Here is a 13,596-nt window from a genome sequence, read left to right on the forward strand (position 1 = left end):
AAAGTGGGAACTTCTTTGAAAACTATTGACCCCAAGATGCTTGAACGGATTCAGGCACTGCGTCTAATTGATGATGATTTCATGACCGTAGTGTTTGACGGAGACAAGAAACTCACCCAATTTCTGCTCAGAATCCTGCTCGAGCGAGACGATCTTTTTGTAAAAAGCGTGATGACACAGAAGGAAAAACGTAACCTTTATGGACGTTCGGTAAAGCTGGACATACTTGCTGTTGATTCCAACGGCAAAAATTACGACGTTGAAGTTCAGAGGGCTGATGAAGGTGCTTCGCCAAGACGTGTACGCTATAATCAGGCGATGCTCGACAGTCACACACTTAAAAAGATGCAGAAATTCACGGATTTACCGGAATTATACATCATTTTCATCACGGAGAATGATTATTACGGTTTAGGATTTCCATATTACGCAGTCGAAAAAAGGATAAAAAAAGCCGATTTGCCTTTTGATGACGGCTGTAATATAATTTATGTTAACGGCAGCTATCGTGGTGATGACCCGCTCGGAAAACTTATGCACGATTTTTGCACGCCGGATGCGGATGAGATGAATTATAGTGAGATTGCAGAAAGAGTTCGCTATCACAAACAACAGGATGGAGGAAAGAAAAATATGTGTAGAATTATCGAAGAATACGGAGACGAACGGGAGGCTGAGGGCAGGCAAAAGACAGCCATCGCCAATGCGAAGAATATGTTAAACGATGCTGTCCCTGTAGAACACATAGCAAAATGGACTTCACTCCCACTTGAGCAGGTGCTGGCTCTTAAAAAAGAACTTGAACAGCAGGAAGAAACAGCCTTTTAGTAAAAAATGGTCTAAAAGAAATCGTTGTAGAAGCCGCATCTTTTATATTTTGGAAAACAGAAAACTCCATTAAGAGTTACGGATTTTTACAAAATTTCTAAGATTTTATTTGACAAATCCCGATATGGATATTATAGTGAACCTATCACTAAATTTGTTCATAAAAAAAGGAGGTATATTTTTATGAAAAAGTTAATCGCTGTATCAGCGGTAGCAGCATTGGCAGCAACTGCCCTCTCGGCAGAAGTTACATTTGGCGCTTGGGGACGTGCCCTTTGGGTTACAGCTGCAAACGCTTACTCAACAGCAGAGGACAAAGATGTTGTTGTAACAGACGTTCACCAGTCATGGGGTGAGGATGCTCCACGTGTAGGTGTTAATGCTTCTGGCAATAGCGACAACGTTGGCTTTAGCGTTGACTACCATGCAAATGGTGCTGGTGGAAACTTCCCTGGCGACAACTGTCTCATCTGGGTTAAACCAATCGAGCAGGTTAAATTGACTGTTGGTAAAATCGACCAGAACGAGCTCCGTGGTGACGCTTGCTTCGGTTTGTGGAACTGGGACCGAATCGGTGCAGCTGGTATGGGCAATGCAAGAGGCAATGACAGCGAAGGTTGGACATTCGCTGACTACCTTGATGCAGACGGTGCAGGTGTAAGCATTTCTGTTTACCCAGTTGAAGGCCTCACACTTGGTGCTGGTCTCCCAACAAAACTCAACAACTCTGACGGAAAATGGGACAATGGTGCTGGTACAGAATACGGAAAAGGTTCTGGACGCCCACTCGAAGAAGTTTTAGGAAAAAAAGCAGCTTACGTTGGTGCTTACAAAATCGAAGGTGTAGGTACAATCAAAGCTGCTTTGAAAATGCAAGCTGACGGAACAGACAAAGACGGAAAAGCTAAAGAAAAATGGCAGACAATCGCTGCTGCATTCGACTTGACTTCTGTTGAGAATCTCTTTGTTTCTGTCGGTGCTACAATCCCAACTCTTAACTCACAGGCTACTGGTGTTAACGCTTATGCTCGCTATGGTGTAAACGAAGCACTCACAGCTCATTTGATCGTTGGTACAAAAATTGGTCAGAAGGATGCTAAAAAATCTGCTGAAGAAGGCGAATTCAAAACAGGTCTTGGATTCCTCGCTGGTGTAGGTATTGACTACAACCTCGAAGGTGGTCTCGCACTCTTCGCTGATGTTCGCTATGCAAACAACATCTTCGCTTCTGGCACATCTGCTGACAAGAGCGACAACCTCGTTCTCGGCGCTGGTGTAACAAAGGGCTTCTCTAACGGTCTCGTTGGTGTAGCATTCGAAGGTTCAACAAACGGCCGTGGCCGCTACCTCTGCAACCCAACAAAAGACCCAGCATTCATGTGGGAAATCCCAGTTCGCTTCGAGTACTGGTTCTAAGCAACCTGCTTCTTGTGCATAACATAAGAAGTTGCTAACTAACTTCCCCTGCTCCTAAAGAGTGGGGGATTTTTATTTTAAACTAGAGTTTATTTTTCTTGGCTCTGACAGTTAAGTGAAGTATAGTATTTAAAAGGAAGTGCAGCACGGCAATGTGGCTGAACCTCCGTAAGCTAAATTTTGAAAAGCCTACGTAATAATGGCTCAGATACGTAGTCTTTCTTTTTTATCTACTTGCTTTTATCTCTTTTTTTTGCGAGAGCCTTGATGATATCAAGAACTAACGATGCAACCAAAACAAAAAAGGTCTGTGCCCTTCAATAACACAGACCTTTCGCTTTTACTTTTATCTTGTTGTTTATTACTCAGCTTCTTCGTAAGAATCAGGTTCGGCAGATTCTGTGGGGATTGGAGCGTTGAGGGCGTCTATGCTCTCGTCGGAAAGGAAGTCTGTTAATTTTTCAATCTGCGCCCTTGTGAAGTAGTATTTCTGGTCAACAGACTGTGGCGGACGATTTGAGCCAAGGTCTTCGTTGAGGTTTGGCGAGCGCACCACGTAAATGCAGAAATATGGAGATTTGCCAAGGAATTTGTAGCCGAAATAGGCCTTTGGCTTGGAATAACTTGTCATCATTGACTCGGCAATTCCAAATTCCTCATAAGCACCGACCTGTCCGTATGCGCGCTCGGATTTTTTCATTTTTTTGTCGAGCTTTTTGTTATCGAAGTCTTCAAAATACTGATTAGCGGCTTTGATAAGCGCGTTTCGTTCGTTTGTTGCAAGGAAACATGCATAGCTTGATGTGTCGTAGCGAACCAAAAAACCTGCCAAATCAGTCTGCGGTTTATGAATGAATGTACAGAGGCGTTTTTTGCCCTTCTTCAAATAAACATTTGTAGAATCATACTTTTCGAATTTTTTGAATTCAAAAAGCTTCTCCATGAAGGACCTGTCGCCACTTCCTTTGATTTTTGACTTGCTGTACGGATCAGAGTCAATTTTTTGTGATGATGATTTTTTGGCTGTAAGGGGAATTGCGGTAGCTTCGGTTTCGTCGCCATAAGAATCTATGTCGTCTGAGTCAACCTTTGTGCTTCCGCAAGATAAAAGAAGTGCAAGCATCATTGTGCCTGCAATAGAAACCACTGTCTTTTTCATTTTTAACTCCTAATTTAGATATGTTCTATATTATAGTAAAATAAAGAAAAAGCACAGTGGTTACGGCTAATCAGAAAAAGTCTGACTAGAAGTTGTAGCGGACACCTGCTGAAGCTGAGTGTTTAGCCTGGTCAGTATCTGTGCTGATCAAAGCTGAAGCAGTTGCAGTTGCCTTGTCACTAGCCTTGAATGTAACAGCTGGAGAAATTGTTACGTAAGTGTCTTTTTTGTCGTTTGAGCTGAGATAGAGAGAAGCCTCAGCAGAAACTTTGAGCAAAGAGTTTACGTCATAAGAAGCAGCTGGTGTGATTTCGATTTCATGCTCGCCGTCACAAAGATTGATGTATGAATATGCACCAAGGAGAACCTTTTCGATTCCTGTGTATTCAGCCCATGCAACGATCATTGTTGTAGCATTGTCACCGTTTGCTTTTTTAGTAGCGTCTGTAGAGTCATAGAAAAGCTCACCGACCAGAGTAAGATTCTCAATTGCTTTCAAACCAACAGATCCGTAGTAGTAACCTGCGAGGGCTGCACCACCAGTTACAAAGCCCAAAGCATGATCATATTTTGCGCTGAATCCAAGAACTTTTTCGTCAAATTTAATGTCGCCTTCAAGAGCCTTTCCGTCTTTTACTTTGCTGTCGTTATCTGAATATTTGTCTGCGAACTTGTCTGTAGCCTGAGCTGCAAGAGTAAGACCTGCAAGAACTTTTGGAACAACTACAACGCGGAAACCTTTTCCACCGTCAATACCTGTATCTTCCCAACCGCCAGTTTTTGTGAATCGGTCAGAAATAACACCAGCTTCTGCGATAACCTGTCCGTCAAGAAGGTTTGCGTAAGCCATAGCCCATTTTACGTTCTTCTCAGCGAAGAAATCCAAGCTGCTTTTGCGAACAGTTTTAGTTTTTCGCGGAGGGACTGCTTCTTCAGCAGTTTCATATGTAGGATCAACCTGATAGCGGAATGTAAGTCCACCGAATGCCTTTGTATAATCAATGTTTACACGAAGACGAGTACCGCCGCCAAAATAGCCGCCCTGCATCCATTTGTTTGTTGAATATACAGAACTGTCAAATGTGTCTGTCATGCCAGCACGAAGATATCCCGTTACTGACAAACCTTCTGAGCCTTCTGCAAAAGCTGCAAATGAAAGCAATGCAGCAGCAACCAAGCTTGCAATAATCTTTTTCATAAAGACCACCTTTTTTAAAGTTAATTAGCAAACGCTAAGCATTTACTCATTTAAATTTAGTGTATAGCCAGAATGGTGTCAATCAACTTTTGGTCTTTTTTCACGTTTTATGTAATTATTTGCACTTTCTTTCGGTTTTCAATACATTAACGCAAACAAAGCCCCTTTTGCTCACTTAGTGCAGTAAAAGGGGCTCCGATGGACTTAGTCAACATTCATTAGAAGTGATATTTCCAATAAAGAGGCACAGCAATTGCCCAGTCCTTGTCATGCATTGCGACATCGAATTCTGCACCGACTGTGTTGTGTTCATTTACATCGTAATCAAGTGCGAATGCGCCCATTGTAAGGCTTTTTTCTGTTTCATTTTCGTCAGCAAGGTCAACGAGGATTTTTCCTGTTGCAGTTGCGCTGAGATTCTCTACGATTCCGAATGAGATTGCGGCTGCTGAGTAGAAGTCATAAGCGTGATATCCGTCTTTTTTGTAGCCAAGATTGTAAGCCATTTCTGCTGTGACTGAGAATTTCTCCATCTCAAATGAAGCATAAGCGCTCAAAAGATCCTTGTAGTAAACACAAGATTCAAGTCCGCCAACGGAAATAAGATCTTCGTCGCCGATAACAGGCAATACTGCCTCTGAGTGAGCAAAACCGGCACCGATTGTGAGCGGCTCAACTTTGCCGAAGAGTTTTGGAAGGTTTACATAAGCGCCAATCTGTCGCTCATCGCTGTCTGCTGCGTCCTGAACAGAAGCACCAAGCTGGAAAAGCTCGTGATCATAGATTGCACCGAAACCGATGTTGAAATTTTCCTGCTCGTCGTCTTCTTTCTTGCCGTTGAGCCAGTTGATGTCACCTTTATCCTCGCTGCCGTCAAATGTGAAAGGAGCTGTAAGAGCAAGGCGGAGATTTTCAATCGGGAAGACAGATACTGTAAAACCGTCAGAACCGATGTTTGCTGCGTTTACATTGTCATCATAAATAGGAAGTGCTGAACCGTCAGCATAAATACCTGTGTGCAAGCCGAGGGCAAGCTTATCGACAGGGCGGAATTCTACATACCAGTCATTAACTTTACCCTGGAGACCGAAATGCTTGTCATCATAATCATCGAGGGTGACAGTTGCCTTTACCATTGCATCAACTTTTTCAGAAGTGACTTCTGCCTGCATTCTTTCCTTGATGCCAGGGAAATCTTTTTTAGTCTCATCTGCCTCACCGTCGTGCTGAAGGATTGCATCCTCTTCGTACAATTTGTTGTAGAAAGAAAGTTTGAGGTCATCTGCAAAGGCAAGACTTGAAGCCATGGCAATTGCGGCTAAAGTTACAATAGTTTTTTTCATATAAACCACCTTTTTTGTATTTTCATTAGCTTTTGCTAACTTATTATATGCGAGCAACTTTAGTTAGTTTTATCTATTTTGTCAACCGCTTTCACAGGCATTTTTTGCATTTTATGCGTTTTTTTGCTATACTTTCCCGCATGGCTACAATTTATTTCACGCGTCACGGAGAGACTTTTACAAACACCAAAAAACTTGTATGCGGCGCAAGGGAAGTCGAACTTACTGAAAATGGCCACGAGCAGGCCGTCGCACTTGGAAAGGAACTAAAATCAAAAATCGAAAGCGGAGAAATTAAAATCGACAGGATTTTTTACTCTCCCCTTTCCCGGGCAAAACTTACAGCCCTTCACATTTCTGAAATCACGGGAATCCCGGCAGAGGAAGAAGCCCTATTAATAGAAAGAAATTTCGGTTCATTTGAAGATAAAAGCAGGGAAGCCCCGGAATTCCGCGCCGCCCTCAAAACTTTTGCCATGTCTTACGGAAGGGAATCCGGCGGCGAGTCAAACATGAGGTGCGCCCAGAGAATCTACAATCTTCTGGATAAGCTCACGGAAAAATCAAAGAAGACAGGCGAAACTTATCTGCTGGTAGCCCATAACGGTCTTGCCCGCGTGGTAAATTCATATTTCTACGACATGACGAACGAAGAATTCGGGGCTTTCGGAATCACGAACTGTCAGTTGCTGGAGTATGAATTTTAAACCACAGATTACACAGATGTCACAGATTATGTATAAGGCATAAGAAAAACATTCGTATAAACACGAAAAATTCATGATTAACAAAACAAAAAATCTGTGGTAATCTGTGTTCATCTGTGGATAACTATAAAAGGAGTTAAAAATATGAAAGGATTTGAAATCGGGCAGGAAGTTGAGACTACGGTCGTTCAAATTTCTAATGACACGGTTTTTATTGATTTGGGGCTTAAGAGCGAAGGATTTGTTGACAAAGCAGAATTTATCGATTCAGACGGAAAATGCACAGTAAACGAAGGCGATAAAATCAAAGTCTATTTTGTTTCATCAAACCGGGACGAGCTTCACTTCACTACCCGCTTGAAGGGCGAAAATGCTGACACAAACGTGCTTGAATCGGCTTTCAATTCAGGACTGCCGGTTGAGGGCAATGTCACAGCCGAAATCAAAGGCGGATTCGAAGTAAAAATCGGAACAAGCCGCGCATTCTGTCCATACTCTCAGATGGGCTACAAAAATCGCCTGGAGCCAGCTGAATACGTTGGCCGCAACCTCACATTCATCATCACTGAGTTCAAGAACGAAGGCAAGAACATAATCGTCTCTAACCGCAAGGTCGAGGAAGAGGCAGAAGTCAACAAAGTCAATTCTCTTGCAGAAAAACTGACTGTAGGCTCAGTCGTAACAGGCGAAGTAAAGTCTTTGCAGAGCTACGGCGCATTCATCGACTTGAACGGATTCCAGGCACTTCTTCCAATCTCAGAGATTTCTCACGCACGCGTAAACGATGTTTCAGAAGTTCTGAGCGTTGGCCAGAAAATCGAAGCAAAAATCATCAAGGCTGAATGGAATACATCTAAACCTGAGCGTTCAAAAGTTTCCTTGAGCATGAAAGAACTTGAAAAAGATCCGTGGGATGAAGTTTCTTCTATTAATATTGGCGACAAATTCACAGGCAAAATCGCAAGAATCGCGGCATTCGGCTTGTTCGTAAACCTCAAGCCAGGAATTGACGGCCTCGTTCACGTAAGCCTTTTGCGCGACGTAAACGACAAAACAAACCTCGCAAAGAAGTTCAAGGTCGGTGACACAATGGAAGTCGTCGTACAGAAAATCGATGCAGGCGAAAAGAGAATCAGCCTTGCCCCGGCTGGTGAAAGCGACGAGGAAGAAGACGACGCAAGCGCATACATGAGCGCCCACGCAAACGATGACGATGGAGATACATACAATCCATTCGCAGCTTTGCTAAAAAAATAAATTTAGATTGCCACACGGATTCAACTTTCCTACGGAAAGTCAAAAAACATTACTGAAATTGCGTAGCAATTTCGAATCTGTGTGGCAATATAAAACTCTTACGCCTTGAAATCATCCACTCCGGCCAAGTCCAATGTGCTGAACAAGTCATCAATCGTCTCACGGCGGCGGATTTCTTTTACAGAGCCGTCTTCGCGCAAAAGAAGCTCGCCACAACGCAATTTTCCGTTGTAGTTGAAGCCCATTGCCCGGCCGTGTGCGCCCGCGTCGTGGATAATCACTAAATCTCCCATGTCGATTTTTGGAAGTTCGCGCTGAACGGCGAATTTATCGCAGTTTTCGCAGAGAGAGCCGACTACATCGTAAACGTGGTCGCGCGGAGCGTTTTCTTTGCCTGAGACCGTGACCTCGTGATATGAGCCGTACATTCCAGGTCGCATCAAGTCTGCCATGCAGCTGTCAAGACCGATATACTCGCGGTAAATGTGCTTTTCGTGGATTGCTTTGGCTACAAGCCAGCCGTATGGGCCTGTAATCGGGCGACCACATTCCCAGTAAATTTCGAGCGGGTCGAGACCTGCTGGAACTATAACGCGGTCGTATTCCGCGCGGATTCCTTTGGCAACCTCATCATAATCAACGGCCTTCTGCTCCGGCTTGTACGGGATTCCCAAACCACCGCCCAAGTCAACGAATTCAATCCGGACACCGAGCTTTTCTTTGACCTCTGCCGCAAGCTCAAACACGAGCTTTGCTGTGTCAACGAAGAAATTCGGGTTCAGTTCGTTTGAAGCAACCATTGTGTGAAGACCGAAGTGCTGAACACCCTCTTCCTTGCAGATTTTGTATGCTTCGAACATCTGATCGCGTGTGAGACCGTATTTTGCTTCTTCCGGCTTTCCGATGATTGAGTTGCAGCCGTGTTTGGCCGGGCCCGGATTGTATCGGAAGCAGATTGTGTCAGGAAGCTTTCCGCCCAATGCGTTTTTTAAGAAAGAAATATGAGTGATGTCGTCGAGGTTGATGATGTTTCCGTTTGCGAAAGCGTATTTGTATTCGTTGGCAGGAGTTTCGTTCGATGTGAACATGACGTGCTTGCCTTTGATTCCGCTCATTGAAGAAAGCATGAGCTCCGGCAGGCTTGAACAGTCCGCACCACAGCCCTCACTTGCCAAAACCTTCAATATATATGGGTTTGGGCAGGCTTTTACGGCATAATACTCGCGGAATACCGGGAAAATAGAAAAAGCCTTGGTGAAGCGGCGCATGTTCTCGCGGATTGCCTTTTCGTCGTACAAATAGAACGGAGTCGGAAATTGTTCCGTCAGTTTTACCAAATCATCGTGGTTTAATGGAAAAGTCTTCATAAAAAATCCTCTTGGGCGTTCCCCTAGCCTTCGCAGCACAAGTGCTCGAGGCTAGGGTCGGGTGTTCCGCACTTCCGCTTTCGCTTCATTGCTTCACTTCGTTACGCAACTCTGGTGCTCCACCCCCTAACGCTGGGCTATTATACATTTTTCTTGAGTTTTTGGAAATATACCGGATAATGACGAGTCAAAAACCTCTTTGCACTTCAATTTATTTTAATTCTTCTTGTTTTTTTTAAATATAGGATTATAATTATATTTAGATTGTTTTAACAATCTTTTCGTCATGACAAAGAAATTTTATATAAACACTAACATCGAGCGAATTTTCTCTTTTGCAATATCGCTGCTTATCATTCTTGTCCTTAACATAATCCTTGCAAACACGCTTCTCAAAAAAATTCAGGAAAATGTACGGGCTACGATTATTGACAATTGCGATGATCAAATCGAAGATTATGCTCTGGCCGTCAATTCAAAATTAAAGCAGCTCGAATCCCGACTTGATATTTTTTATGCCAAAATCGCTTACAGGGATTATTCCACAAATGAAATCCGCAAATTTCTTCAGAATGAACGCGATAAAATCAATCCGCCGTTTGACAATATCGCCTATGCAGACAAAAATGGCAACAGCTGGAACGTCTTCGACGAAGAATACGACGTTTCTGACCGCAAATATTATCAAAAGATAATTTCAGGTGAAACAAAGTTTTATGTAAGCAATATCCTTGAATCAAGAAGCAACGGCAAATCATGCACAATATTCGCAAGGTCAGTTTACAACAATAAAACCGAGATTGTCGGAGTCCTTTTTGCGACATGTCCATTAAACGAACTGTCAAGTTATTTTGATGAAATCAAGCGAAGCGAAAGCACGAGATTCATAATCAGGGATGAAAACAAGCGGATTATTTCTCACTACAATAAAAAATGGATAGGCTGGGTTTATTCTCCTTATAAATACTCCGATACAGTTCTGCGCACCTCAAACGGGGAATTTCATGTAAAAGACTCAATCACAACAGATGGTGAGCCGGCTTATATCTTTTACAAAGAAATCGACAGCGCACCATGGACAATCGGCTACACTGTTCCCAAAACTGAATTCACAAATGTCATAAAGCGGCAGAAAGCTTATCACAATTTTATCATCGAAATCATCGTCGTCACGCTTTCACTTATTCTCATGCTAGAAATCTGGATCCACAGAATTTTAGAACGGCACCAGATTATTTCGACACACATTGATGCAATCACGCACCTTTGGGTACGAAGCTATTTCGAAAAAGAAGCAAACAAACTCTTAAAACGCTACTCAAACGCAAAATTTCTTCTTATAGAAAGCGACATCCGCGGTTTTAAATTCATAAATCAGAACTACGGCGAGAACCAGGCAAACAAGATGCTTCTTCAGTTCTCAAAATTGCTTTACGAAAATACAAATCACTATGACGGAATTTTATGCCGTGGCTACGCGGATCATTTTTTCATCCTCATCAAGATTACTTCCGTGCACAAAGCCATGCATTATTTCAAAAAGGATTTGAAGATAATTACAGAAAAGTCTAAACAGGCCAGCATTCCTTTCATTCCAAAATTCGGTCTTTCGTTCTATCTTCCAAACATAAAAGATGAAATTCAGGGCATTCAGCTTTTGATTACACGGGCAAGCTTTGCAAAAAGCACAATCAAGGAAAACGCCCTCCAGCAATTTGCAATTTACGATGACAGGCTGCTACAAAAGTCAAAGAATGAAAATTTCATCGAAACCCACATGGAAGCGGCCCTCGCGAACAACGAATTTTTCGTCATGTACCAGCCAAAGGTTGACCTTCAGAGCGAAAAAGTCGTCGGAGCAGAAGCCCTTGTCCGCTGGCAGAGTCCTGTTTTGGGTTACATGCCGCCGAATTCCTTCGTGCCGCTGTTTGAGCGCAACAACTTCATCGTAAAGCTTGACTTTTATGTTTATGAGCAGGTTTTCAAATTCATCCGCAAGTGCATGGATAACAAGGAACCGACTGTCCCAATTTCAGTAAATGTCAGCCGCAACCACGACAAGCCGGATAAATTCGTACATTCATTTATCGCCCTGCTCAAAAAATACGACATTTCTCCTACCCTCATCGAAGTCGAGCTTTTGGAGCGGGCCACACTGGACAAAAACCTTCTCCGCGACATCACGATTATGCTTCAAAAAGAAGGACTTAGGGTCGCCATGGACGATTTTGGTTCCGGAGAATCTTCGCTCAACATGCTCTCGACAATTCCGGTCAACATCCTCAAATTCGACCGTTCCTTCCTCTTTGCAAACGACTCAGAAAACGGCCGTCTGGACGCGACATCAGAGAGTTTTATCGAAACTCTGGTCGGTCTGGGCAAAAACCTCAAAAAAGAGACGATTTTCGAAGGCGTCGAAACAGAGGAACAGCGTGACTTCCTTAAGAAAATCAAGTGCGATCAGGTTCAGGGCTATTTCTACTCAAAGCCACTCAGAGAAGATGACTTCATGGAGTTCTTGAAAAAGCATCGTTAAAAGACTAAAATTAATGCTATGAAACCAACATTACTTGTACTTGCGGCTGGAATGGGTAGCCGCTATGGCGGAGTTAAACAGATTGACTCCGTAGGAAAGAACGGTGAGTGTCTTTTGGACTTCGCCGCTTATGATGCAAAAAAATGCGGATTCGGTAAAATCGTTTACATCATCCGAAAGGACATCGAAAAGGACTTCCGCGAGCGGCTTTTTGACCGCGTTGCACGCAACTTTAACGCAGAATATGTTTTCCAGACTCCGACAGCACTTCTCAACGAAGAAGAGCAGCAGACAGCAGCTAAGGCTGAGCGCAAAAAGCCTTGGGGTACAATCCATGCAGTCCTCTGTGCAAAAGAAGCAATTCACGAGCCTTTTGCCGTAATCAACGCAGATGACTATTACGGTCGCGCTGCCTTTGAGACTCTTGGAAATTACCTTTCTTCAATCGACAATGACTGCACTGAGCATGCCATGGTAGGCTACATCCTGGGCAACACAATGAGCCGAAACGGTTCTGTAAGCCGCGGTGTCGCTTCTACAGAGGGCGGCTACCTCAAGTCAATCGTTGAGAACACAAAAATCTATTACACCGGCGAGCACTTCGAAGGTAACGAAATCATTTCCGAGCTTGACGGCAAAAACATCTCAATGACTGGCAAAGAAACAGTAAGCATGAACCTCTTCGGATTCTCGCCAAAGGCATTCGAGCGTTTTGAAAAATACTGGGACAACTTTAAGGCAACAAAGCTGTCTGATCCAAAGGCAGAAGCCCTTCTCCCTGTTGCGGCAAGCGACATCATCAAAAACGGCGAAGGAAGAATCAAAGTCTTCACAAGCGATGAAAGCTGGTTTGGCATGACCTATCCAGAGGACAAACAGGTAGTAAAAGACGAAATCGCAAAGAAAATCGCAAGCGGCTACTACCCGGAAAAATTGTGGGATAAATAATGATTAAATTAAATCCTATCCGTTCGGATAAAGTATGGGGCTATGAGGACTGGATTGCTTCTACTCATGCAGACGGATGCCAGAGCGAATTCAAACAACTTGCAGGAGACTATCCTCTTCTCGTCAAAGTTATACAAGCAAATGACACGCTTTCGGTGCAGGTACATCCTGATGATGAAGATGCCAAGCGGCTTGAAGGCGAGAATGAGCGGGGCAAAACCGAATGCTGGTACGTGCTCAGCGCAGAGCCTGGAGCAAGCTTAGTCTACGGGCTCAAAGGAAATCCCGGCAAGGAAGAACTTCGCGAATCAATCAAGGCAAATTCTCTTGAAAGCCATCTTGACCGTGTTGAAGTCAAAAAAGGCGACTTTATTTTCATTCCGTCGGGAACGGTGCACGCAATCGGCGGTGGATTGAGATTGCTCGAAGTCCAGCAGAGCTGCAATATCACTTACAGGCTTTATGACTGGGGCAGGCCGCGCGAAGTCCACATCGAAAAAGGCGTTGAAGTCATCAAAAATGAAAAAAAGCAAAAAATTTCCCCGCTCGGCGAAGAATTTGAATGCAAGTATTTTGCGCTCAAAAAAGAGCCGTTAAAAGGTGGATATTCGTTTTTGGTCTCCCCTTCTTCAAAACTGGTGGAACTTGTGTTTATCTCTGGCGGAGAAGGCACAATACGTGCAACAGCAAAAGACGGCTCAAAAACAGAACATTCTTTCAAAGCCGAAGAAATCTTTGCCGTGCTTCCGGGCGAAAAAATCACGCTTGAAGGAAAAGGCGAAGTAATTCGAATACAGTCAAAATAATAGCTAAGGTGTTTTTCTTAAATTTTTCTTT

General features: G+C 43.5%; 11 protein-coding genes. 7 read left to right on the plus strand and 4 right to left on the minus strand.

Annotated features, from left to right (window positions below; translation table 11 throughout):
* The first annotated feature begins 3 nt into the window (after positions 1-3).
* The gene (locus tag HNP76_RS08310; RefSeq protein ID WP_246462618.1) at positions 4-828 is read left to right on the plus strand and encodes a PD-(D/E)XK nuclease family transposase; all 825 of its coding nucleotides are present in this window, start codon (positions 4-6) and stop codon (positions 826-828) included.
* A 183-nt stretch (positions 829-1,011) separates the two neighbouring features.
* The gene (locus tag HNP76_RS08315; protein WP_184659405.1) at positions 1,012-2,244 is read left to right on the plus strand and encodes a porin family protein; all 1,233 of its coding nucleotides are present in this window, start codon (positions 1,012-1,014) and stop codon (positions 2,242-2,244) included.
* 361 nt (positions 2,245-2,605) lie between these two features.
* Here HNP76_RS08315 and HNP76_RS08320 read toward each other — a convergent pair whose 3' ends face one another.
* The 3 genes from HNP76_RS08320 to HNP76_RS08330 form a co-directional block, all read right to left on the minus strand.
* Positions 2,606-3,403 carry a hypothetical protein gene (locus HNP76_RS08320; RefSeq protein ID WP_184659407.1) on the minus strand — a complete coding sequence of 266 codons (798 nt, stop codon included), beginning with the start codon at positions 3,401-3,403 and terminating at the stop codon, positions 2,606-2,608.
* A gap of 85 nt (positions 3,404-3,488) precedes the next feature.
* Positions 3,489-4,601 carry a hypothetical protein gene (locus HNP76_RS08325; RefSeq protein WP_184659409.1) on the minus strand — a complete coding sequence of 371 codons (1,113 nt, stop codon included), beginning with the start codon at positions 4,599-4,601 and terminating at the stop codon, positions 3,489-3,491.
* A 218-nt stretch (positions 4,602-4,819) separates the two neighbouring features.
* Positions 4,820-5,944, minus strand: coding sequence for a hypothetical protein (locus HNP76_RS08330; RefSeq protein ID WP_184659411.1), 1,125 nt, complete (start codon positions 5,942-5,944; stop codon positions 4,820-4,822).
* Between the two features lie 140 nt (positions 5,945-6,084).
* Here HNP76_RS08330 and HNP76_RS08335 point away from each other — a divergent pair, with 140 nt between their 5' ends.
* Both HNP76_RS08335 and HNP76_RS08340 read left to right on the plus strand, forming a co-directional pair.
* Positions 6,085-6,651 (plus strand): histidine phosphatase family protein, encoded by a 567-nt coding sequence (locus tag HNP76_RS08335; protein WP_184659413.1) that lies wholly within the window; start codon positions 6,085-6,087, stop codon positions 6,649-6,651.
* A gap of 144 nt (positions 6,652-6,795) precedes the next feature.
* Positions 6,796-7,908, plus strand: coding sequence for a 30S ribosomal protein S1 (locus HNP76_RS08340; protein WP_184659415.1), 1,113 nt, complete (start codon positions 6,796-6,798; stop codon positions 7,906-7,908).
* 98 nt (positions 7,909-8,006) lie between these two features.
* Here HNP76_RS08340 and lysA read toward each other — a convergent pair whose 3' ends face one another.
* Positions 8,007-9,275, minus strand: a complete 1,269-nt coding sequence (gene lysA, locus HNP76_RS08345) for a diaminopimelate decarboxylase (protein WP_184659417.1) — start codon at positions 9,273-9,275, stop codon at positions 8,007-8,009.
* 286 nt (positions 9,276-9,561) lie between these two features.
* Here lysA and HNP76_RS08350 point away from each other — a divergent pair, with 286 nt between their 5' ends.
* The 3 genes from HNP76_RS08350 to HNP76_RS08360 are packed head-to-tail and all read left to right on the plus strand — an operon-like array spanning position 9,562 to position 13,565.
* Positions 9,562-11,811 carry a GGDEF domain-containing protein gene (locus tag HNP76_RS08350; protein ID WP_184659420.1) on the plus strand — a complete coding sequence of 750 codons (2,250 nt, stop codon included), beginning with the start codon at positions 9,562-9,564 and terminating at the stop codon, positions 11,809-11,811.
* 18 nt (positions 11,812-11,829) lie between these two features.
* Positions 11,830-12,759 (plus strand): nucleotidyltransferase family protein, encoded by a 930-nt coding sequence (locus tag HNP76_RS08355; protein WP_184659422.1) that lies wholly within the window; start codon positions 11,830-11,832, stop codon positions 12,757-12,759.
* Positions 12,759-13,565, plus strand: a complete 807-nt coding sequence (locus HNP76_RS08360; protein WP_184659424.1) for a type I phosphomannose isomerase catalytic subunit — start codon at positions 12,759-12,761, stop codon at positions 13,563-13,565. The genes HNP76_RS08355 and HNP76_RS08360 overlap by 1 nt, the downstream gene beginning before the upstream one ends.
* Positions 13,566-13,596: the final 31 nt, after the last annotated feature.

The sequence above is a fragment of the Treponema ruminis genome (assembly GCF_014201975.1).
In the GTDB taxonomy this organism is placed as follows: domain Bacteria; phylum Spirochaetota; class Spirochaetia; order Treponematales; family Treponemataceae; genus Treponema_D; species Treponema_D ruminis.